The sequence below is a fragment of the Nocardia carnea NBRC 14403 genome, from assembly GCF_000308515.1.
Classification (GTDB): Bacteria; Actinomycetota; Actinomycetes; order Mycobacteriales; family Mycobacteriaceae; genus Nocardia; species Nocardia carnea.
In genome coordinates this window covers 44,032-61,889 of record NZ_BAFV01000123.1, presented here as the reverse complement: position 1 = coordinate 61,889, position 17,858 = coordinate 44,032, and the positions used below count along the sequence as shown (strand labels likewise).

General features: G+C 65.0%; 20 protein-coding genes and 2 pseudogenes. 9 read left to right on the top strand and 13 right to left on the bottom strand.

The genetic code is table 11. The annotated features are described in order from the left end of the window. Nucleotides 1–207 precede the first annotated feature (207 nt). On the top strand, nucleotides 208–513 hold the full coding sequence (locus tag ON22_RS37715) for an ElyC/SanA/YdcF family protein (RefSeq protein ID WP_051158341.1): 306 nt from the start codon (nucleotides 208–210) through the stop codon (nucleotides 511–513). Nucleotides 514–636: 123 nt separating this feature from the next. Next, complete coding sequence (locus ON22_RS31770; RefSeq protein WP_033244824.1) at nucleotides 637–1,068, top strand: hypothetical protein; 432 nt, start codon at nucleotides 637–639, stop codon at nucleotides 1,066–1,068. 66 nt (nucleotides 1,069–1,134) lie between these two features. Here ON22_RS31770 and ON22_RS31765 read toward each other — a convergent pair whose 3' ends face one another. From ON22_RS31765 to ON22_RS37045, 4 genes and pseudogenes are all read right to left on the bottom strand, one after another. Beyond that, nucleotides 1,135–1,836: an MspA family porin gene (locus ON22_RS31765; RefSeq protein ID WP_033244823.1), complete on the bottom strand. Its 702-nt coding sequence runs from the start codon at nucleotides 1,834–1,836 to the stop codon at nucleotides 1,135–1,137. A 246-nt stretch (nucleotides 1,837–2,082) separates the two neighbouring features. Next, a complete protein-coding gene (locus ON22_RS31760) occupies nucleotides 2,083–3,063 on the bottom strand; it encodes an alpha/beta hydrolase (protein ID WP_373280902.1) in 981 nt (326 codons plus the stop codon). Between the two features lie 153 nt (nucleotides 3,064–3,216). Next, a pseudogene (locus tag ON22_RS37050) lies at nucleotides 3,217–3,489 on the bottom strand (SDR family oxidoreductase); the annotation flags it as partial. A gap of 73 nt (nucleotides 3,490–3,562) precedes the next feature. Then, nucleotides 3,563–3,841: pseudogene (locus ON22_RS37045) on the bottom strand (LLM class flavin-dependent oxidoreductase); the annotation flags it as partial. Nucleotides 3,842–4,152: 311 nt separating this feature from the next. On the opposite strand from ON22_RS37045, the gene ON22_RS31745 reads away from it, so the two are divergent. Continuing rightward, complete coding sequence (locus ON22_RS31745) at nucleotides 4,153–9,618, top strand: ATP-binding protein (RefSeq protein WP_033244820.1); 5,466 nt, start codon at nucleotides 4,153–4,155, stop codon at nucleotides 9,616–9,618. Nucleotides 9,619–9,765: 147 nt separating this feature from the next. Here the strand turns inward: ON22_RS31745 and ON22_RS31740 are convergent, their stop codons facing one another. The 5 genes from ON22_RS31740 to ON22_RS38280 all read right to left on the bottom strand — a co-directional run bounded on the left by ON22_RS31740 (nucleotide 9,766) and on the right by ON22_RS38280 (nucleotide 11,970). Further along, nucleotides 9,766–10,272, bottom strand: coding sequence for a PIN domain-containing protein (locus ON22_RS31740; RefSeq protein WP_231508622.1), 507 nt, complete (start codon nucleotides 10,270–10,272; stop codon nucleotides 9,766–9,768). Continuing rightward, nucleotides 10,194–10,427 carry a ribbon-helix-helix domain-containing protein gene (locus tag ON22_RS31735; protein WP_033244818.1) on the bottom strand — a complete coding sequence of 78 codons (234 nt, stop codon included), beginning with the start codon at nucleotides 10,425–10,427 and terminating at the stop codon, nucleotides 10,194–10,196. The genes ON22_RS31740 and ON22_RS31735 overlap by 79 nt, the downstream gene beginning before the upstream one ends. 281 nt (nucleotides 10,428–10,708) lie before the next feature. Further along, a complete protein-coding gene (locus tag ON22_RS31730) occupies nucleotides 10,709–11,263 on the bottom strand; it encodes a DUF8020 domain-containing protein (protein WP_033244817.1) in 555 nt (184 codons plus the stop codon). Between the two features lie 8 nt (nucleotides 11,264–11,271). Beyond that, a complete protein-coding gene (locus ON22_RS31725) occupies nucleotides 11,272–11,652 on the bottom strand; it encodes a hypothetical protein (protein ID WP_156052320.1) in 381 nt (126 codons plus the stop codon). Nucleotides 11,653–11,718: 66 nt separating this feature from the next. Next, nucleotides 11,719–11,970, bottom strand: coding sequence for a hypothetical protein (locus ON22_RS38280; protein ID WP_033244815.1), 252 nt, complete (start codon nucleotides 11,968–11,970; stop codon nucleotides 11,719–11,721). A 38-nt stretch (nucleotides 11,971–12,008) separates the two neighbouring features. Here ON22_RS38280 and ON22_RS38455 point away from each other — a divergent pair, with 38 nt between their 5' ends. Then, a complete protein-coding gene (locus ON22_RS38455) occupies nucleotides 12,009–12,308 on the top strand; it encodes a Uma2 family endonuclease (RefSeq protein WP_308417358.1) in 300 nt (99 codons plus the stop codon). 146 nt (nucleotides 12,309–12,454) lie between these two features. On the opposite strand, the gene ON22_RS31715 is transcribed toward ON22_RS38455, so the two are convergent. The 4 genes from ON22_RS31715 to ON22_RS37040 form a co-directional block, all read right to left on the bottom strand. Further along, on the bottom strand, nucleotides 12,455–12,871 hold the full coding sequence (locus ON22_RS31715) for a type II toxin-antitoxin system VapC family toxin (protein WP_033244814.1): 417 nt from the start codon (nucleotides 12,869–12,871) through the stop codon (nucleotides 12,455–12,457). Then, nucleotides 12,868–13,125 (bottom strand): FitA-like ribbon-helix-helix domain-containing protein, encoded by a 258-nt coding sequence (locus ON22_RS38670; protein WP_033244813.1) that lies wholly within the window; start codon nucleotides 13,123–13,125, stop codon nucleotides 12,868–12,870. Before ON22_RS38670 ends, ON22_RS31715 begins: the two co-directional genes overlap by 4 nt. Nucleotides 13,126–13,650: 525 nt before the next feature. Further along, nucleotides 13,651–13,980 carry a hypothetical protein gene (locus ON22_RS31700; protein WP_033244811.1) on the bottom strand — a complete coding sequence of 110 codons (330 nt, stop codon included), beginning with the start codon at nucleotides 13,978–13,980 and terminating at the stop codon, nucleotides 13,651–13,653. Next, nucleotides 13,973–14,122, bottom strand: a complete 150-nt coding sequence (locus tag ON22_RS37040; protein ID WP_157170454.1) for a hypothetical protein — start codon at nucleotides 14,120–14,122, stop codon at nucleotides 13,973–13,975. The genes ON22_RS31700 and ON22_RS37040 overlap by 8 nt, the downstream gene beginning before the upstream one ends. Nucleotides 14,123–14,285: 163 nt before the next feature. Between ON22_RS37040 and ON22_RS31695 the strand changes: the two genes are divergently transcribed. The 5 genes from ON22_RS31695 to ON22_RS31670 all read left to right on the top strand — a co-directional run bounded on the left by ON22_RS31695 (nucleotide 14,286) and on the right by ON22_RS31670 (nucleotide 17,841). Next, a complete protein-coding gene (locus ON22_RS31695) occupies nucleotides 14,286–15,488 on the top strand; it encodes a helix-turn-helix domain-containing protein (RefSeq protein ID WP_033244810.1) in 1,203 nt (400 codons plus the stop codon). Between the two features lie 100 nt (nucleotides 15,489–15,588). Beyond that, nucleotides 15,589–15,918 carry a WXG100 family type VII secretion target gene (locus ON22_RS31690; protein ID WP_033244809.1) on the top strand — a complete coding sequence of 110 codons (330 nt, stop codon included), beginning with the start codon at nucleotides 15,589–15,591 and terminating at the stop codon, nucleotides 15,916–15,918. Beyond that, on the top strand, nucleotides 15,915–16,205 hold the full coding sequence (locus tag ON22_RS31685) for a WXG100 family type VII secretion target (protein WP_033244808.1): 291 nt from the start codon (nucleotides 15,915–15,917) through the stop codon (nucleotides 16,203–16,205). Before ON22_RS31690 ends, ON22_RS31685 begins: the two co-directional genes overlap by 4 nt. Further along, on the top strand, nucleotides 16,205–17,503 hold the full coding sequence (locus tag ON22_RS31680; protein WP_051158339.1) for a hypothetical protein: 1,299 nt from the start codon (nucleotides 16,205–16,207) through the stop codon (nucleotides 17,501–17,503). The genes ON22_RS31685 and ON22_RS31680 overlap by 1 nt, the downstream gene beginning before the upstream one ends. Further along, the gene (locus ON22_RS31670; protein WP_033244807.1) at nucleotides 17,500–17,841 is read left to right on the top strand and encodes a hypothetical protein; all 342 of its coding nucleotides are present in this window, start codon (nucleotides 17,500–17,502) and stop codon (nucleotides 17,839–17,841) included. The genes ON22_RS31680 and ON22_RS31670 overlap by 4 nt, the downstream gene beginning before the upstream one ends. The last annotated feature ends 17 nt before the right edge of the window (nucleotides 17,842–17,858 follow it).

The following is a 17,858-nucleotide window of genomic DNA, read 5'->3' as shown; positions in this document are numbered from 1 at the left end:
GGCGCGGAGACGGACACGCGTCCAATAAATGGCGAACTGTGACACGTGCTTGACTGGGCAGGTGCGGAAAAGGACTCGGGTCGCCATCGCCGCCGCGCTGCTGTTCCTGCTCTGGGGCGAGTGGACGAACTGGCGCGCCTCCCGCAGGTGCACCGGAACCACCGCCACCGGTGGCTCCGAAACCGTCCTCGGTCAGAGGCCGCGCTCATGGCCGATTACGCAATCGATGTCCGGGGGTACCGCGGCGAGCCGGTACTCGAAGAGAAGAGCCGCAGCACCTGGCAGAACGTCGCGTTCGCGATTCCGTACCTGGAGGACGCGGACCGGATCAAAATCGTGTCGCTGCCCGTCCATGCCGAGAAAGCCCGCCGATATCTGGCGCAGCAGCGCCCGGATCTGGCGCACCGCCTGACCCGGGGTGCGGAGTATCGGTTCGGGGAGTGGATGCCGTTGAAGCCGCTGGTGACCCTCTATGCGCTCACGAAGCACCGCTTCGTCACAACTCGAATGTAAGTTGCTGGACCCCAAGCATTTACGTCATTCAATCGATCATCTCGCGGTAACGCCGCGGTGAGATCACCTCCGGCCGCGTGACACACTCGAAGGATCCGACCGTATGACGAGAAAGGTCAATGTATGCGTAAATCCATCCGGCTGTTCAACTCCACCGCGGTTCTCGGTATCGCCGGTCTGGCGACGGTACTGGCTGCGCCGGGAGCCGGCGCGGAGGTCACCGACGTGAAAGTTGCGGCCGGACCGGAAGGGCTGCGGGTGGGTTGCAGTTATACGGTGACGGCCGCGGTCGATGCGCCACCATCCGAGGCGGGCGAGGTCACGATCATCAACAGTGGGGGCGGAGTACCGGGCGGTGGCGTGCGTCTCGGCCAGGCCACCTACCACCCCGAGAACGGGACGGCGACGTTCGCGTGGACGCCCGAGCATACGGGCCGCCAGAACATCACCGCACAGCAGTTCACGCCGGGGCAGTACACCTCCGCGAAATACATCGAGGTCGATGTGACCGGATACGGCGTCGGCGCCGGAAGTACCTGCCTGCCGCTCCCCTGACCCCGAGCGGACCGGCCGCACGCAGCGAGGCCGGTCCGCGCCGGGCCGGCGAACCGATCGATCCGATCAAAACTCGAAAGCGGTTCCGTAGCCGGTGGTTTGGGCGGCGCCACCAGGAGTGCGGGCGTCGACGGTGACGAAGGGTATGGCAGAGGCCGGGGAGAGACATCCGTCGATATTCAACGGGGTGTCGGCGTGGGCGAAGGTGAACGGGAAGGTCGTCTCCGGAGTCAGCTCGGTTTCGCCGACGACGACCGGCGCCACCGTACCCGGCGCCAGATTGACCCCTACCTCACCCGCGAGCGCCGATTCGACTCCGACACTGGGCTCCACGCCGACGAGCGGCGCGACCGTGACGACAGGTGCGGCGCCCTCCTCGAAGGTGGTGGCGACCTCGAGTTCGGTATAGGGCGCGATCGATGCGCCGCCACCGATTTCCGGGACTATCGCAATCGACATGCCCTCGGAGACATCCACCGCGCAACCCACCAGATATCCCACCACGATCCGGCCGCCCTGCAGCGCCGGTGTCCCGTCCAGGGCGACCGAGAAGTTCCCGGACACCTTGGTCGCGTGGCTGAACGGGACACCCGCCGCGATATCGCCGGCGGGCACCGAATTCGTCGAATCCACCGACGCGACCAGGTGCATCCCACCGACGCCGACCTGGCCGGGGGCGGCCCGAGCCGGGGTGGCGAGCACGGCAGCGGCCGCAGCCACCGACGCCAAGGTGATCGCTGCAGCGGTACGGGAATGCTTGCGGTTCATCGCGCTCCAGTCGAGTGGGCACAGCAACGGAACTCGGCAACGGACCGGCATCAGCGAGTCGAGCCCGGAAACAGGGACGCGGTGCCTGTACTCCGGCTTCCGCGCCGGTCTCCGGCTCACTCATGCCCGATGAGCAGCGCACACGGGCAACATGGCGTGTGCAGACCGGAAGGATACCGGCTGCGCAGCTCAGCGGGTCGGGTCGCTGCGGCGAGTCGCCGACAAATCCTGAACTGCGGCCCTTCGTCAGTGGGCGCCGAGTGCGTCCAGGATCATCGGGCGGGCGGTGGCGATCGCCCGCTCCCAGTAGGGCCAGGTATGGGTGCCGTTGCCGATATCGACCCGCGCGGGGATCCCCAGCGACGCGACCCGGTCGGCGAAGATCCGGGCGGCGGTCATGGCCATCGCCTCCAGTCCCATCGCGTTCACGGTGTTCCCCGCGCCGTACGGCACATCGGGAAGCCCGGGGACGCCGTTGCCGGCCGAAACGTACATCGGTAGGCCGCGCAACAATTCGGCCTGCACCGTCGGATCGTGCCGACGCCACGCGGGATCATCCGGTGGCCCCCACATATCGTCCACATCGAAGCGGCCCTCGTCCCACATCGCGGCGCGTACCGCCTCGTTCCACATCGGGAAGGTCGGATTCACGAAACCGGAGAAGGAGCCCGCGAACCGGAACTGGTCGCGATGGTGCGCGGCCAGCGTCAGCGCTGCCCCACCACCCATGGAGGCACCGACGACGGCGTTGTTCGTCCGCGAAACCCCGTACCGCGCCAGGAATGCGGGGAGCTCCTCGCTGAGGAAGGTTTCCCATTTGTACGTGACGGCCTGACCGTTGGTGCTGCTCGGCCGATACCAGTCGGCGTAGAAACTGGAATGCCCGCCGACCGGGAACACCAGCGTCACATCGTCGCCGGCGAACCGTTTCAGTACATCGGTATCGCTGACCCACTGACTGTGATCCTGCGGCGCCCGCAAGCCGTCGAGCACATAGAGCGCCGAACTTCCGCCCCGGGCCGCCCATTGCACCTGCACCTCGATCGGCCCCATACCGGACGGCACCATGAGCTCCTGGTATCCACCGGCCGGGGCCCGCAGCACCGGAGCGCGGACCGGCGCAGCGGCGACCACTGCCCCACCGAACCAGGTCATCAGCAGTACCGCCGCGACCACCGCACCGAACTTTCGCCACCGCCCCCGCGCAGCCGGATTCCCTGCTCGCACTCCGTACCCCGTATTCAGTCTCGTCTCCTGCTCGACGAGAACGCTACCGAACCGGCCGCGATTGCGCCCGTGGGATCCGGGCAGCCGACGCGATTGCGTCAAAGCCCGGGACCCGCCGTCCGGTAGCACGAGGTCGGCGGGGCGCCGCTTCCGCTACTTCAGGAGACTTCCGGCATCGACGGGCAGCGGCAACCCGGTGAGGTAGCGAGCTTCATCGGAGGCCAGGAACAGCACCGCGTTACTGATATCTACGGGTTCGACCCAGCCCACCGGAAGGACGTGCATGAACTGCGCGACCGGTTCGAAATCCGCGGGGCCCGGATTCTCCAGATCCGGGCGGAACAGTTTCATCGTTCCTTCGTTCATGAACATCGGGGTGTTGACGTTGGTGGGCAGCACCGAGTCGACCCGAATGAAATGCTGACCCGGCATACTCGCCGAGGGCGTCGATCGACATGGGCCGCTGCCCGAGCGCGAGACGGGCGGTGAAGCCGGTGCCGAAGCACGGGCGGAACCGGTTTCCGGAGAGCCGGGCCACGGTGGCGATCGCCGACGCCGTCGCCATGACGGACCGCTGCTGGGGAATGAGCACTGCCGCGCCGAGCCCGATCCGATCGGTCCGCTGCGCGGCGAGTGCCAGGTGCACGAACGGGTCCGCCCACAGCGGCGCCGAATCGAACACCCACGCCCGCGAATATCCCAGCGATTCGGCCAGCACCACCAGGTCGGCGAAATCGGGCCCCGGCGGCAGGCCACACGACAGTTCGAACTCGGCCATGCTGTACCGATCTCTCTGCGCCTCCACGACCCGCGTGAAGCTGTGCTCTGCGTACCTCCAGGAACGTAACAGCGCGGACCCCTGTCCGGTTCAGTATTGCAATTATTACAAGGTTGGAACCGGCTCCAGGGCCGCCCTGACGCGGCCGCTGAACCGTGTCCGGCGAGCGCGACCGGACCGGCTCCGCAAAAATACGTGCGAGTAGCTCCCACACGCTGTGCATTTTCGCGTCGTGACGAGGCACACTGACCCAAACGGAACCCGCAACCCCGCCCGACCGGGCTCGTGCTTGCGCAGGAAGGAGTCGGCGAGTGTTCAACCGCATCGCCATCGTTAACCGTGGAGAGTCCGCCATGCGGCTCATCCACGCCGCCCGGGATCTGTCCGCGGAAACCGGGCAACCCATCGAAACGATCGCCCTGTACACCGACGTCGACCGGAACGCGACGTTCGTACGGGAAGCCGATGTGACCTACGACCTCGGCCCGGCGTCTGCACGCCCGTACCTGGACCTGAAGGTCCTGCGCAACGCACTGCTGGCAACGAAGGCGGAGGCCGCCTGGGTCGGCTGGGGCTTCGTCGCCGAGGATCCGGCGTTCGCGGAGCTGTGCGAAGAGATCGGCGTGACCTTCGTCGGCCCCAGCCCGGACGCCATGCGCAAACTCGGCGACAAGATCGGCGCGAAGCTGATCGCCGAGGAGGTCGGCGTGCCGGTGGCGCCGTGGAGCCGCGGCGCGGTCGAATCGCTCGACGATGCGCTCGCCGCGGCGAGCACTATCGGTTACCCGCTGATGCTGAAGGCGACCGCCGGTGGCGGCGGCCGCGGTATCCGCGTCATCACGAACGAGTCGGAACTCGCCGACGCCTACGAACGCACCCGGCAGGAAGCCGTGCGCGCCTTCGGCAGCGGCGTGGTGTTCCTGGAACGGCTGGTCACCGGGGCCCGGCACGTCGAGGTCCAGGTGATCGCGGACGGCCAGGGCACCGCGTGGGCGCTCGGTGTGCGCGACTGCTCGGTACAGCGGCGCAATCAGAAGATCATCGAGGAATCGGCCTCACCGGTGCTGAGCCCGGAGCAGACGGCCGAACTGAAGGCCTCCGCCGAACGGCTCGCGATCGCGGTCGATTACCGCGGCGCGGCGACCGTCGAATTCCTCTACCACCCCGGTGAGCAGCTGTTCGCGTTCCTGGAGGTCAACACCCGGCTGCAGGTCGAGCACCCGATCACCGAATACACCACCGGTTTCGATCTGGTCCGGGCACAGTTGCATGTCGCTTCCGGTGGCAAGCTCGAGGGTGAACCGCCGGCCGAACGCGGTCACGCCATCGAGGCCCGGCTCAATGCCGAGGATCCCGACCGCGATTTCGCGCCCGCTCCCGGCCGCATCGCGCATCTCGACCTGCCGGCCGGTCCGGGTATCCGCGTCGATACCGGCGTCAGTGAGGGCGACACCATCCCGGCCGATTTCGATTCCATGATCGCCAAGATCATCGCCTACGGCAGCAACCGTGACCAGGCGCTGGGCCGGTTGCGTCGCGCCGTCGCGCAGACCCGGGTGATCATCGAGGGCGGCGCCACCAACAAGAGCTTCGTCCTCGACCTGCTGGATCAGCCCGAGGTGATCGACGCCAGCGCCGATACCGGGTGGATCGACCGGGTGCGCGTCGAAGGCCGACTGGTCTCGCACCGCCACTCCAGTGTCGCCCTGGCCGCCGCCGCCATCGATGCCTACGAAGAAGAAGAGCGGGTCGAACAGCATCGGCTGCTGTCCACCGCCGCCGGCGGCCGCCCCCAGGTTCAGCACGACAGCGGCCGGCCCCTCGACCTGAAGTTGCGCGGTGCGAGCTACCGGGTGCGGGTCGCGCGGATCGGTGCGCACCGGTTCCGGGTCGGGCTCGAGGGAGGCGCCGATACCCGCACCGCCGATGTCGACCTCGAACGTTTCGACCGGCACACCGGGCAGGTCGTGGTCAACGGTGTGCGGTATCGCCTGATCACCGGCACGCACGGGCCGGTGCACCTGGTCGATATCGACGGCGTCACCCACCGCATCAGCCGTGACGAAGGCGGCGTCGTCCGTTCACCCGCCCCGGCGCTGGTGGTGGCGACCCCGCTGGAGGCCGGTGCCGAGGTCGAGGCAGGTGCCCCGGTTCTGGTGCTGGAGAGCATGAAGATGGAAACGGTGCTGCGTGCGCCGTTCCGCGGCCGGGTGAAGGAAATCGGTGTCTCCGTCGGCACCCAGGTGGAGACGGGTGCCCCCTTGCTGCGCCTGGAACCGCTCGCCGAGGACGATGCCGCCGCGGATACCGCCGCCACCGTATCGGTCGAGCTGGATCTGCCCGCCGAATCCGCCCAGGTCCTGCCGCACGAGCGGATGACCCGCGGCCTGCAGGATCTGCGCAGCCTGCTGCTGGGATTCGATGTCGACCCGCACGACGATCGCCGCGTCCTCGACGATTACCTCACCGCACGCCGCGCGGCCGTCGCCGATAATCACCGGCCGCTCGCCGAGGAACTCGAGCTGATGCAGGTGTTCGCCGACCTGGCCGAACTCAGCCACAACCGGTCGTTCGACGACGACGGCGGCGGCCGCAGCCATGTCCACAGCGCCCGCGAATACTTCCACACCTATCTGCAGAGCCTCGATGTCGAGCGCGCCGGGCTGCCGGATTCGTATCGGGCGAAGCTCGCCGCGGCCCTCGGTCATTACGGCGTCACCGAGCTCGACCGCACCCCGGACCTCGAGGCCGCGGTCTTCCGGATTTTCCTCGCTCAGCAGCGCCCCGCCGATACCGTCGAGGTCGTCTCGACCCTGCTGCGCGAATGGCTGCGCGAACCGATGCCCGACGGGGTGCTGCGCGAACCGGTCGGTCTCGCCCTGGAACGGCTGGTCGCCGCGACCCAGGTGCGGTTCCCGGTGATCGCCGACCTCACCCGCGGCCTGGTCTTCGCCTGGTACGGCCAGCCGGTGCTGCGCCGCAACCGGGCCCGCGTCTACACCGACGCCCGCAAGAACCTCAGCTACCTCGACGCCAACCCGGACGCGGCCGACCGCGGCGAACGGATCGCGCAGATGGTGAGCGCCACCGAACCGCTGGTGCGGTTGCTGGGGCAGCGGCTGTCGCGCGGTTCCGCGGACAATACGGCGATGCTGGAGGTGCTGACCCGCCGCTACTACGGCAACAAGGACCTCACCGATGTCCGCACCCGGCAGGCCGGCGACTGCACCTTCGTCGTCGCCGAACGTAAGGGCGTGAACCTGGTCTCGGCCGCGGTGAGCTTCGATTCCCTCGCCGACACCGTCCGCGGGCTGGCCGAGCTGGCCACCGGTACCGCCTCCATCGAAGCCGATATCTACCTGTCCTGGGAGAACCAGCCCGAGGACTTCGAGAGTATGGCGGCGGCGCTGCACGAGGTGCTGAACGCTGCGCCGCTGCCGAATCTGGTGCATCGGATCACCGCCACCGTCGCCGGCAGCGATAACGCGGTCATGCACCACCACTTCACCTTCCGCCCGTCGGCCACCGGCCTGGACGAGGAACACCTCATCCGCGGACTGCACCCGTATATCGCGCAGCGGATGCAGATGAAGCGGCTGCACAAGTTCGATCTCACCCAGTTGCCGTCCTCGGACAACGAGGAGGTGTACCTGTTCCGGTGTGTGGCCAAGGAGAACCCCGCCGACGAACGTCTCGTCGCGTTCGCCCAGGTGCGCGACCTCACCGCGCTGCGTGACCACGACGGCCGGCTGGTCACCCTGCCGACTGCCGAAAGCACCATCGCCACCTGCCTCGATTCGATCCGGCGGGCGCAGGCCGGGCGGCCGGCGGCCAAACGGCTGCAGACCAACCGCATCGTCATGTACATCTGGCCCACCATCGATATCACCCGCGGCGAGCTGGAGAAGATCGTCGAGCGGGTGCGCCCGACCACGGTCGGCGCCGGGTTGGAGGAAATCCTGCTCATCGCCCGCCAGCCCGACCCGAAAACCGGTGAACTGGTCAAACTCGCGTTGCGGATCACCTTCGACGCGATCGGCGGCACCCAGGTCGTCGTCGGTGAGCGTTCGGACGAACCGGTGGAGCCGCTGGACGAGTACCGCCAGAAGGTGCTGCGCGCCGCCGGCCGCAATGCGGTGTACCCGTACGAATTGACCGATCAGCTCGGCGATTTCACCGAATACGATCTCGACGCCGACCACACGCTGGTCCCGGTCGACCGGCCGAAGGGCCGCAACACCGCCGCGATCGTCGCCGGTGTGGTGACCACCCCGACCGACCGGTACCCCGAGGGCATCACCCGCGTGGTGCTGCTCGGCGATCCCACGAAATCGCTGGGCGCGCTGTCGGAACCCGAATGCCGCCGGATCATCGGCGCGCTCGATCTGGCCGACCGGATGCAGGTTCCGCTCGAGTGGTACGCGCTGTCCTCCGGCGCCCGGATCTCGATGAGCTCCGGCACCGAGAACATGGACTGGGTGGCGGCGGCGCTCAAGCGCATCGTCGAATTCACCCAGGACGGCCGCGAAATCAACATCGTGGTCGCCGGTATCAATGTCGGCGCCCAGCCGTACTGGAACGCCGAAGCCACCATGCTCATGCACACCAAGGGCATCCTGGTGATGACCCCGGATTCGGCCATGGTGCTCACCGGTAAACAGTCGCTGGACTTCTCCGGCGGCGTCTCCGCCGAGGACAACTTCGGTATCGGCGGCTACGACCGGGTGATGGGCCCCAACGGCCAGGCGCAGTACTGGGCGCCGAACCTCACCGCCGCCCGCGGCGTCCTGATGTCGCATTACGATCACACCTACGTCGCTCCCGGTGAGCAGGCTCCGCGCCGGGCCACCACCACCGACCCGGCGGATCGCGATATCTCCGACTTCCCGCATGTGCTGGCGGACAGCGGTTTCACCACCGTCGGCGAGATCTTCTCGACCACTGCCAACCCCGACCGCAAGAAGCCGTTCGATATCCGGACCGTCATGCGCGCACTGTCCGACCAGGACCACGATGTGCTCGAACGCTGGGCCGGTATGGCCGACGCCGAAACCGCCGTCGTCCAGGACGTCCATCTGGGCGGTATCCCGGTATGCCTGCTGGGTATCGAATCCCAGAACATTCCGCGGCGTGGCTTCCCGGCGACCGACGGCCCCGACACCTACACCGCGGGCACCCTGTTCCCGCAGTCGTCGAAGAAGGCCGCACGGGCGATCAACGCGGCCAGCGGTAACCGCCCGCTGGTCGTCCTCGCGAACCTGTCCGGCTTCGACGGTTCACCGGAATCGATGCGCAAACTGCAACTCGAATACGGTGCCGAAATCGGCCGCGCCATCGTCAATTTCGACGGCCCGATCGTGTTCTGCGTGATCTCCCGCTACCACGGCGGCGCGTTCGTGGTGTTCTCGAAGGCCCTGAACCCGAATATGACGGTCCTGGCCATCGAAGGCTCCTTCGCCTCGGTCCTCGGCGGCGCCCCCGCCGCGGCCGTCGTGTTCGCGGGCGAGGTGGGCAAACGCACCGCCACCGACGCCCGGGTCCGCGACCTGGAGCAGCGCGCGGCGAACGCAGGCGGCACCGAACGCGCCGCCCTCACCGCGGAACTCGACGAACTCCGCTCCTCGGTCCGCGCCGAGAAACTCGGTGAAGTCGCCGCGGAATTCGACGGGGTGCACAGCATCCAGCGCGCCGTCGAGGTCGGGTCGGTGGACGCCATCATCCGCGCCGCCGAACTCCGCCCCCGCATCATCGAAGCCATCGAGGCGCGGCTCCGGTGATCTGATCTAGCGGTGTACCCGGTAGGCCGGGTACACCGCCGAAGTCCCGCTGATGCCCTCGCCGGCCCTTGGTCGGCGAGGGCATCAGTCGTTACGCGATGTACGTGACGGTCGTGGCGCTCTCCGCGTATGTCTCTGCGTCGGGCTTCAACGGTCGTCGGGAAGTAACCGGAACGCTTCTGCGGCCACGAGCGGCCGGATAGCACGGAAGTCACGCCGGTCGAGTGTGAGAATGTCCGTGGTGCGGAACTCGGCCGCGAGGGCCACGTTGACCGCATCCGCCAGGTCGAGATCGAGGCCGGCGTAGCGTTGCTGTACTTCTCTGGCTACGCCGAGGACATCACGACCGGTGTCGGGGACAAGAAAGCGCATGCGGTCGACTTGGGAGAACACGAAGTTCATCACCACGACACGTTGAGGCCCCCCGAATCTGCGACGAGTCAAATGATCGAGTTCGGTCAGAACCATGGGCGACACTACAACCGTTCCGGCCTCACGCAGCACCTCTTCACAAGCGCTGGAATCCGGAGAGTCCCGGTCGAACGCCGCCAGCAAACCGGAGGTGTCGGCGACGACTAGCACTGACCGTCTGCCACTGCCCGCCGAATCTCCTCTTTGGTCGCCGGCTCGCCGCCACCGGAGACCTTCGGCCATTCGTCCGGATCATCCCAGACCCGATACGACAATGCCGCCAGGTGTATGCCCTCGCGGATGATCTCGGCCTCGGAACGGCCACGCCGCCTGGCTGCCTCTTTGATCAGGGCAAGGTCGTCGGCATCGGCATAGACATTCGTCCGTTTCATCGACATGTACCATGTTTAGCACATGTACTATCTCGTGCATACCTGCTGGCGGGTTATTTACTGGGCGTGGGCGGCGAGGCCGGCTCGGTGGACGCCGTCATGTGCGCCCGCATCATCGAAGCCGTCGAGGCCGGCTCCGGTGATCTGACAGCCCGAGTCCTGGTGATGCCCTCGCCGACTCGGGTCGACGAGGGCATCTCTCTCATCGAGGTGCCGATGCCACACGCCTGCGCTCAGCAGCACCGGATGCCGGGGCTAGGTTCAGACGAACCGCCAGGCAGGCTCGATTACCGAGGCGGCAGAATCCCCTGGCCGTTCATCACCAGGCCGCCGTTGACGATGGCACCGACGAGGCAACCGGGCAGGGCACCCACGATCAGAAGGACGAGCCCGATCAGGGCACCGATCCCACACCCGATGGCCGCGCCCAGGATGAGCGTCTCGTTACTGGCGATATCCTTCAGCGGCGCAGCCGGCACCGGCGCACCGCTCGCGGCGGATGCGGGACGGTCGATGGTCAGGGAGGTTCCGGCCGCATCCAACTGCGCATCGAGACGGACCTCCTGACCCGCGACCTGATACACCAGGGGTACCTGTTCCAGCACTTCACCGTCGGCCGCGACAACCTCGACCGAATCCGGAGTGACTTCGAAATTCCCCGATGCCAGAGTGGTGGTCGCGCTGGAGCGGTCCGGCGACCACGCCATCGAGTACCCCACATTTCCGTCCACTTTCCCGGCTACCGGATGCACCATATTCGCCTCACCGTGTGCCGTACCGGCCATCACGCCGACGGCCGCAGTGGAAAGCAACGCCGTTGCGGCGATTTTGGCGAATTTCATTGTTTTCCCTATCTGTGTTCGAAGTGCAGATCGATCGTGTGGATGATCGCATATCCGGAGCGTTTCATTACCGAAATCTCCTTCACTGCTTCATGATTTGCGTACAAGAGACAGGCAACACGTACCGGGACACACCTGTAGTCCATGTCTTTCTCGAACTCCCGCCGGACAACGCTGCCGTTCGAATTTGTCAGCTCTGGGGATACAGTCCCGCTATCGCCGCACCGATGGTCTTCCGGGGCCGCAACCTCGACGGTCGCGCCCATCGCGGCGATTTGATGAAACCGCGCCGCCACGGCACCTGGCATTCCGGCGGGTGCCCAGCAGGCCATGGTCGCAGCCAGTACACCGAGACAAGCTGATATCCAGGTCCGCTGGTAGTCTTCCATCAGCATTTCCGCAGGTCGATCCCTGCGGACAGCCGCTGAATCCACGAGGAGCTGACTGTGACAGCATCACAGCCTCGGATCACTCCTGAAGAGTTCCTGGATGCCGAGCCGGATGACCTCAGCGGCACATTCGGCGATGTCGAGATCGTGGACGGCCTCGCCGTGCGCTTGATGGCACAGAGCGATGCGCACAGTCGAGTAGTGCGCCGCCTTGCCGCCGCGCTGGAGGACGCTCGCGACCCCACCGGCCCGTGTCTGCGGATAGGTTCTGATACCGCTGTCCGTTTCGCCGACGCGGACGATCACCGGGCCGATCACCGGCTCAATGTCCGCTACCCGGATATCTTCGTCCGGGACTGCGAACCCTACGACGTGAACACCGTCCGCGCCATATCGCCCTGGTTGTCGAAGTCGCTTCGAAAAGCACGGTCGATTCCGATACCACCGAGCAACACAGACTGTATGGGCGCACCGGTATTCCCGGTTATTTAGTCGTCCACTTCGACAAGACCTGGGAAACCATCGACCGTATCGAGGAATACCGCCTCGACTGGTCCGGATTACGGTACATGCCCCACAAAGTCCACCGCACCGCCTTGGTCCTGGATACGCCGGTCACCCTCGCCATTACTTTCGACGCCCTCCATCGCCCCTGATCAGCAACCCCCGCCACTGCCGACAGAAGCGTAGGCCGTCACCGCATATCACCGGCACCCCATGGCCTCACGGCCCGGCTGTACCGCGTTGCCGTCGAACTCCCTCGCGCGAGGCTTGCCCGCGGCGGCGAAAAGCGTTGCGGGCGTTATTGCCAAGGGTCGATTGTGGGCACTCCGGCGGCCTCGAACGGCGAGGTGTCGCGGGTGGCGACGGTGAAGCCCGCGGCGGCCGCCGTGGCGGCGATCATGCCGTCGGCGGTGGCGATAGCCGACCCGGTGGCACGGGCTCGCGACATGAGGCGAGCGTATTCCGCGGTGGCGTCCAGGTCGTAGGCCAGGATGCGCCCGGCGAACGCAGGCAGGGTGTAGGTCTCCAGCCAATCGGCGAACTCGTCGCGACGGCGGCCTTCGGGCATCGCCGCGATGCCGTATCGGAGTTCGCCGACGGTGACCGCCGACAGGTACAAGGTCTCGATTGCCTGAGCATCCAGCCACCCCGTGACCCGTTCGTTCGGGGCCTTGGTGGTGGGTTCGCTGATGACGTTGGTGTCCAGGATGATCACTGGCCGAACACCGTTGGTTCGGCCGGCGTCTTGTCGCGGCCGAAATACGCGGCCTGTTCGTCTTCGGTGATCCGGTTCTCTTCGCTGATAACACTCGCGAGCAGCGTGCCGAGCTTGATCCGCTCGGGCGGCTGTACCGCCTCGGTCAGGATCGCGCGCATTTCGGCTTCGATGCTGCGACCGTGCATGGCCGCGCGTTGGTGGATAGCGCGGTGTACCTCGTCACTCAATTTCCGGATCGTCACATTCTTCATCCGCTATCATCCCCTCTCAAACGCCATCACTGGTACAGATTGACTTTAGATGCTATCAACGATAGCAATTCGTTCTAACTGATATCAACCACCCATGTCCACCCCGAACAAGGACGCTTATAGGAGGCCGGCCAGATGGGCACTATCGGCCATACCGGCGCTATACCTCACCTGCGCGGATCTCGTCCGGGCCCGGCTTGTCGGTAAGTTGCGTTCGGCGACGAGCTCGGGCTCGGTGCCCGACAGGCTCTATTACCGAGGCGACAGAATCCCCTGGCCGTTCATCACCAGGCCGCCGTTGACTGGCACCGATGAGGCAGCCCGGCAGAGCACCCACGACCAGGAAGATGAGCCCGATCAGGGCACCATCCCACATCGGATGGCCGCGCCCAGGATGAGCGTCTCGCTGGGGGCAATATCGTCAGATGCCGTGACCTGCACTCACTGATCATCAGCACAGGCACAGCGCGATCGTGAGACCGATCAGCGAGAGCACCAGTAACAGAAGTGCGGTGTCGGCCGTCATCAACTTTGTCCTCGCTCGAAACTCATACCGGGCCAGCGATAGCCGCGCGGATAGAGCTGCATCGGCGTGATCAAGGCAGCGTTCTCGGTGATGAGGTGACGTAGGTCGTCGGCATGTTCGAAGCTCGGCACCACCACCGCTTCCGCTCCGGTCTCGGCCGCATGTCTGGCCAGCGCATAGATGGCGAGCAGGGGGCTGGTATCGGTCTTAACCGCGTACACCAGCCGGTATCCGTGCCTTGCGGCGAGTTCCCCCAGGTCGATACCGCGTGCCGGGATGTCCAGACGGATCAGCGCGACCGCCGCAGCCCGGAGTTTTCCGTCAGACATGGCGCTTCTCGGCGGCTTCGGCCCACCGGCACATTACCTTCAGGAGGTTCTCCAGCTGCCCGATGGTGGTCGGGGATATCCAGGGTTCCCCGCTGGGGATGTCGGTCGCGCCTCGGTCTCTGGTCGGCAGTTCGCTGTTCATGACGCTCCCCTATCCCCGGTCTTCGATGTATGGATGGCACCCGGAGCGGGCCTCTGATCCAGCCCCGCCCCGAGGCTGGTTTCAGGTTCGATCAAGCGAGCTCTGTGAACTGCCAAGCCTTTTTGTCATGCTGTTGGCACGAGACGACACAGGATGGGAAGCCATGAGCACACAGATCGGCGTCGGCCAGCGCGTCGCGGAGATGCGGAAGATCCTCGGCTGGTCACAACCGCGGCTTGCCACCGAAGCGCATGTCTCGGTGTCCTTGGTGCGCGCGGTCGAACAGGGTCGGGCGCCCGCGAGCGCGGCGTTCGTATCGTCGTGTGCGCGAGCCCTGAAGGTGGCGCCTGCCGAGTTGCTGGGACAGCCGTATCCCCGAACCAATACCGAGCAGAGCGACGTCGCCGCAGGTATCGCTGTGATCCGTGTCGAGCTCGCGGCCCACGATCTACCGGCGCCCGAAATCGTGGTCCGACCGTTCGCAGCCATCGCAGCGCAGGTCGAACAGATTCGGAAACATCGGCGGGAAACGAACTTCTACCGGCTGTCCAGCGATCTGCCCGCACTGCTGACCGAGGTCCGCGCCCTGGTCCACGGCACGCAGGGACGGGAGCGGGAACGAGGTTTCCTGTTGCTGTGCGAGCTGTACACCTCGTCACGGAGCCTGGCGCACAAACTCGGGTACACCGATCTGGCCACGCTGGCAGTCGAGCGTATGGCGTGGGCGGCCTCGATGGCGGGGTCGCGTCTGTGGACAGCCTGTGCGCAGTTCCATCGGGCTTCGGTGCTGACCTCGGCGGGTGATTGGAATACGGCCACGGCCTACCTCGACCAGTGCCGGGGTGATCTCGAGTCGGACATCGACGCAACCGACCTCGAAAGCCAGATCTCCTGGGGAACCCTGCATCTACAGTCCGGTCTTGCTGCGGCCCGCTCGCGGAATCGTGATGCCGCGGATGCCCACCTGACAGAGGCGCAGTCGACGGCCACGCGAGTCGGGACCGCGGATTTTCATGATCCCGTGATGAACTTCGGCCGGACGAATACGGCCATCTGGTCGGTCGGCTTGGCCGTGGAAATGCTCGACGGAACCAAAGCGATCAAACGCGCCGAAAACCTGATACTCCCGCCGAACACCCCGAAGTCCCGCGCCGGCCACTTGTATATCGACCTTGCCCGTGCGTTCCTACTACACGGTGACCGGGCCAAGACCTTGGACGCGTTGAACACCGCACGGAAGATCGCGCCGATCCAAACCAGATACCACCCGATGGTGCACGAAACCGTCCGGGTGCTGGCTCGGCAAGAAGCACGGAGTACAGAGAGTCTGCGCGGGTTCGCCGCGTGGTGCGGTGTGGGCCAGTAGGAGGCAAGCGGGTTCTGAGTGGGGCGATGACGGCTCCCGCAGCGTAATGCCGGACTTGAACAGGTTGCGCGGACCAAGTGCCCCTCGTAGCCTTGAGTTCATGGTTGATTCAGGGGGAGAACCGCAATATTCCAGCATTACTGTTGTGCCAGAAGAGGTTCGAACGGTCGGGCAGTTCGTCGCCGATATAGCTCAGAATCTCCGCTCCGGACTGGAAACAGCCAGCATCGAGGTAGATGCTCTGCTCGATGACGGCTGGAACGGCGATCGTTCGGATGAATTCTTCGGCGGCTGGGCCGAACTCCGTGACGGCGGATTGAAGATCCTGCAAGCGTTGGATGGCATGGCCGAGAAACTCGGTGTTCAGTCGGACACTTACGAGGCCACCGACTCCGCAACATCACAGCATATCTCGAGCCTGAATCTATGAAATCAGCTTTCAAAGTCGACCTCGCGCGCCTTGATCAACTCGCAATCCACCTGGCCGACCTTGCGTCCCACCTCACCGAGCAACTCGATTTGATCGACGACAAGGTCGCGAATATCGACGGCGTATGGGAAGCGGTCGCCGCAGCCGCGTATCGGGACGCTCACGCACTGTGGTCGGTAGGAGCGCGCGAATTCGTGACCGGGGTGACCGATATGAGCACCGCCGCTCGCGAAGCATATGACGAATACACCAGTGCCATCGAGTTCAACCGGAAGTTGCTGGAGTAGTGGGCGATCCAAAGTACGAGGTCGACTGGCATACCTACTACGACGCAGCGCAGAAATGCCTCGATCTCGCTGCTGAACTTCGCATCGCGGACAAGCCCCTTCACGATGATGTCAAGGGGCAATGCGCGGGTATGGCGGGCGACGCCCCCGGATGCAAGCAGTGGGGCGAAGCGTACGACAAACACGCAGAAGCAATCATGCAGTTGTGCACCAACCTCGCCGATGCACTCACCAACTTCGGATACCTGCTACGCGCCCTCGGATACATACATGGAAAAGCGAACAACGGCCAACCTGATCGGCCTTACATCGTTGAGATGTCGGTCCACGACGTTCAGATCCCGACCTCGGTCGCCGACAACGGCAACGGCCTGCGCCATGACGGAGGCGGAGTAGGCGCGTTCTTCGACGAACTCGTCTGGAAGGTAACCGCTAAATTCGGCAAACTGCCCAACGGAGACATCGACAAACTCGCCACCGCTGGCACGACGTGGGACACCTTCGGCAAGCATCAGGCCGTCCTCAACGCCGCCTCCCGAATTGCAGCGATCGCCGACTTACTGGCCGGCCTGGATGAGCCTGTCACCGCACAGCGGATCGCGGACCATTTCGGAACCTTGAAGGCGGGGGCCCAAAGGCTGGTCGAATCGGCTCCCTACATGGGTGGACTGGTGACCAACTATCGCACTGCCACCATAGATGTCAGCGAACTCGTTGTAACCGAAGTCGAAGGTCTCCTCTACGAAATCGGTATCACGATCGGCATCTCAGTTGCCGTGTCATGGCTCAGTTTCGGCGGCAGTCTCGCTGCCGGTACGACCGCCGTCGGTAACCTTGTGCTGCGGACCCTCAAGGCGATCGAGGATGCCTACGCCATCAGTGAACTCGCCGAAGTCCTGGGTCTTGTCATGCTCGCCGATGGAGCTGCCGGGGATACCAAAGAATTCAATATGCTGCCCGACGTCGGACCCATCACTGCCGAACTTGCCGCAATCATTTCTAAGCCGGCGCTGATATTCGAGCCATCCTCGAAACACGGACCGAAACAGAGAGGCAAGGCTGCACCCGAACCGACGAACCCCCAGCATACCCTGGATAATTCTGTGCGGTTCAGCGATGAAACCACGCGACGGGTAGGATACGATCCAACTACTGGTGAATTTGCTATATTTGATATGACTTTCGACCAAACCGGAATATATCATGGGCATAAACGCACATGGGAGCAGCTGAGCGAGGAACAGCAAAACGGTTTGGTGAATGCAGGCATTGTAGACAAGAAAGGAAAGCCTCGGTGAAATACCAGGCATTGGATCCGATCGACCGTAATGATGCGCTCGAGAAACTCGAAACAGGAGATGAGCAGAGTGTCGTAGAGACGATCCTACGCCTTGCTCTGCACGATCCGGGTGGGCCATGGGTCACCGAGATCGCCCTGAACCTGCTGGGAGACAACAGCTTGGCAATCCGGCGAGCAGCCGTGTTGGCACTGGGGCACATCGCTCGCCTTCACGGCGAGATCGATGAGCGGGCCGTTCCGGCGCTGCAGAAGATGTTGTCGAATCCCGATATGCGAGGCCGCGCGAAAGATGCGTTGAGTGATATCGACATTTTCACCACATCAGCGGGAGAATGATCTACTGGCAACAGCGT

What these genes read in the sequence shown, in the direction of transcription:
- ON22_RS37715 (WP_051158341.1), top strand. Translation starts at nt 208, where the DNA reads ATGGCCGATTACGCAATCGATGTCCGGGGGTACCGCGGCGAGCCGGTA.
- ON22_RS31770 (WP_033244824.1), top strand. Translation starts at nt 637, where the DNA reads ATGCGTAAATCCATCCGGCTGTTCAACTCCACCGCGGTTCTCGGTATC.
- ON22_RS31765 (WP_033244823.1), bottom strand. Translation starts at nt 1,836, where the DNA reads ATGAACCGCAAGCATTCCCGTACCGCTGCAGCGATCACCTTGGCGTCG.
- ON22_RS31740 (WP_231508622.1), bottom strand. Translation starts at nt 10,272, where the DNA reads ATGGCCGAAGGTCTCCGGTGGCGGCGAGCCGGCGACCAAAGAGGAGAT.
- ON22_RS31735 (WP_033244818.1), bottom strand. Translation starts at nt 10,427, where the DNA reads ATGTCGATGAAACGGACGAATGTCTATGCCGATGCCGACGACCTTGCC.
- ON22_RS31730 (WP_033244817.1), bottom strand. Translation starts at nt 11,263, where the DNA reads ATGAAATTCGCCAAAATCGCCGCAACGGCGTTGCTTTCCACTGCGGCC.
- ON22_RS31725 (WP_156052320.1), bottom strand. Translation starts at nt 11,652, where the DNA reads ATGGAAGACTACCAGCGGACCTGGATATCAGCTTGTCTCGGTGTACTG.
- ON22_RS38670 (WP_033244813.1), bottom strand. Translation starts at nt 13,125, where the DNA reads ATGAAGAATGTGACGATCCGGAAATTGAGTGACGAGGTACACCGCGCT.
- ON22_RS31700 (WP_033244811.1), bottom strand. Translation starts at nt 13,980, where the DNA reads ATGTCTGACGGAAAACTCCGGGCTGCGGCGGTCGCGCTGATCCGTCTG.
- ON22_RS37040 (WP_157170454.1), bottom strand. Translation starts at nt 14,122, where the DNA reads ATGAACAGCGAACTGCCGACCAGAGACCGAGGCGCGACCGACATCCCC.
- ON22_RS31695 (WP_033244810.1), top strand. Translation starts at nt 14,286, where the DNA reads ATGAGCACACAGATCGGCGTCGGCCAGCGCGTCGCGGAGATGCGGAAG.
- ON22_RS31690 (WP_033244809.1), top strand. Translation starts at nt 15,589, where the DNA reads ATGGTTGATTCAGGGGGAGAACCGCAATATTCCAGCATTACTGTTGTG.
- ON22_RS31685 (WP_033244808.1), top strand. Translation starts at nt 15,915, where the DNA reads ATGAAATCAGCTTTCAAAGTCGACCTCGCGCGCCTTGATCAACTCGCA.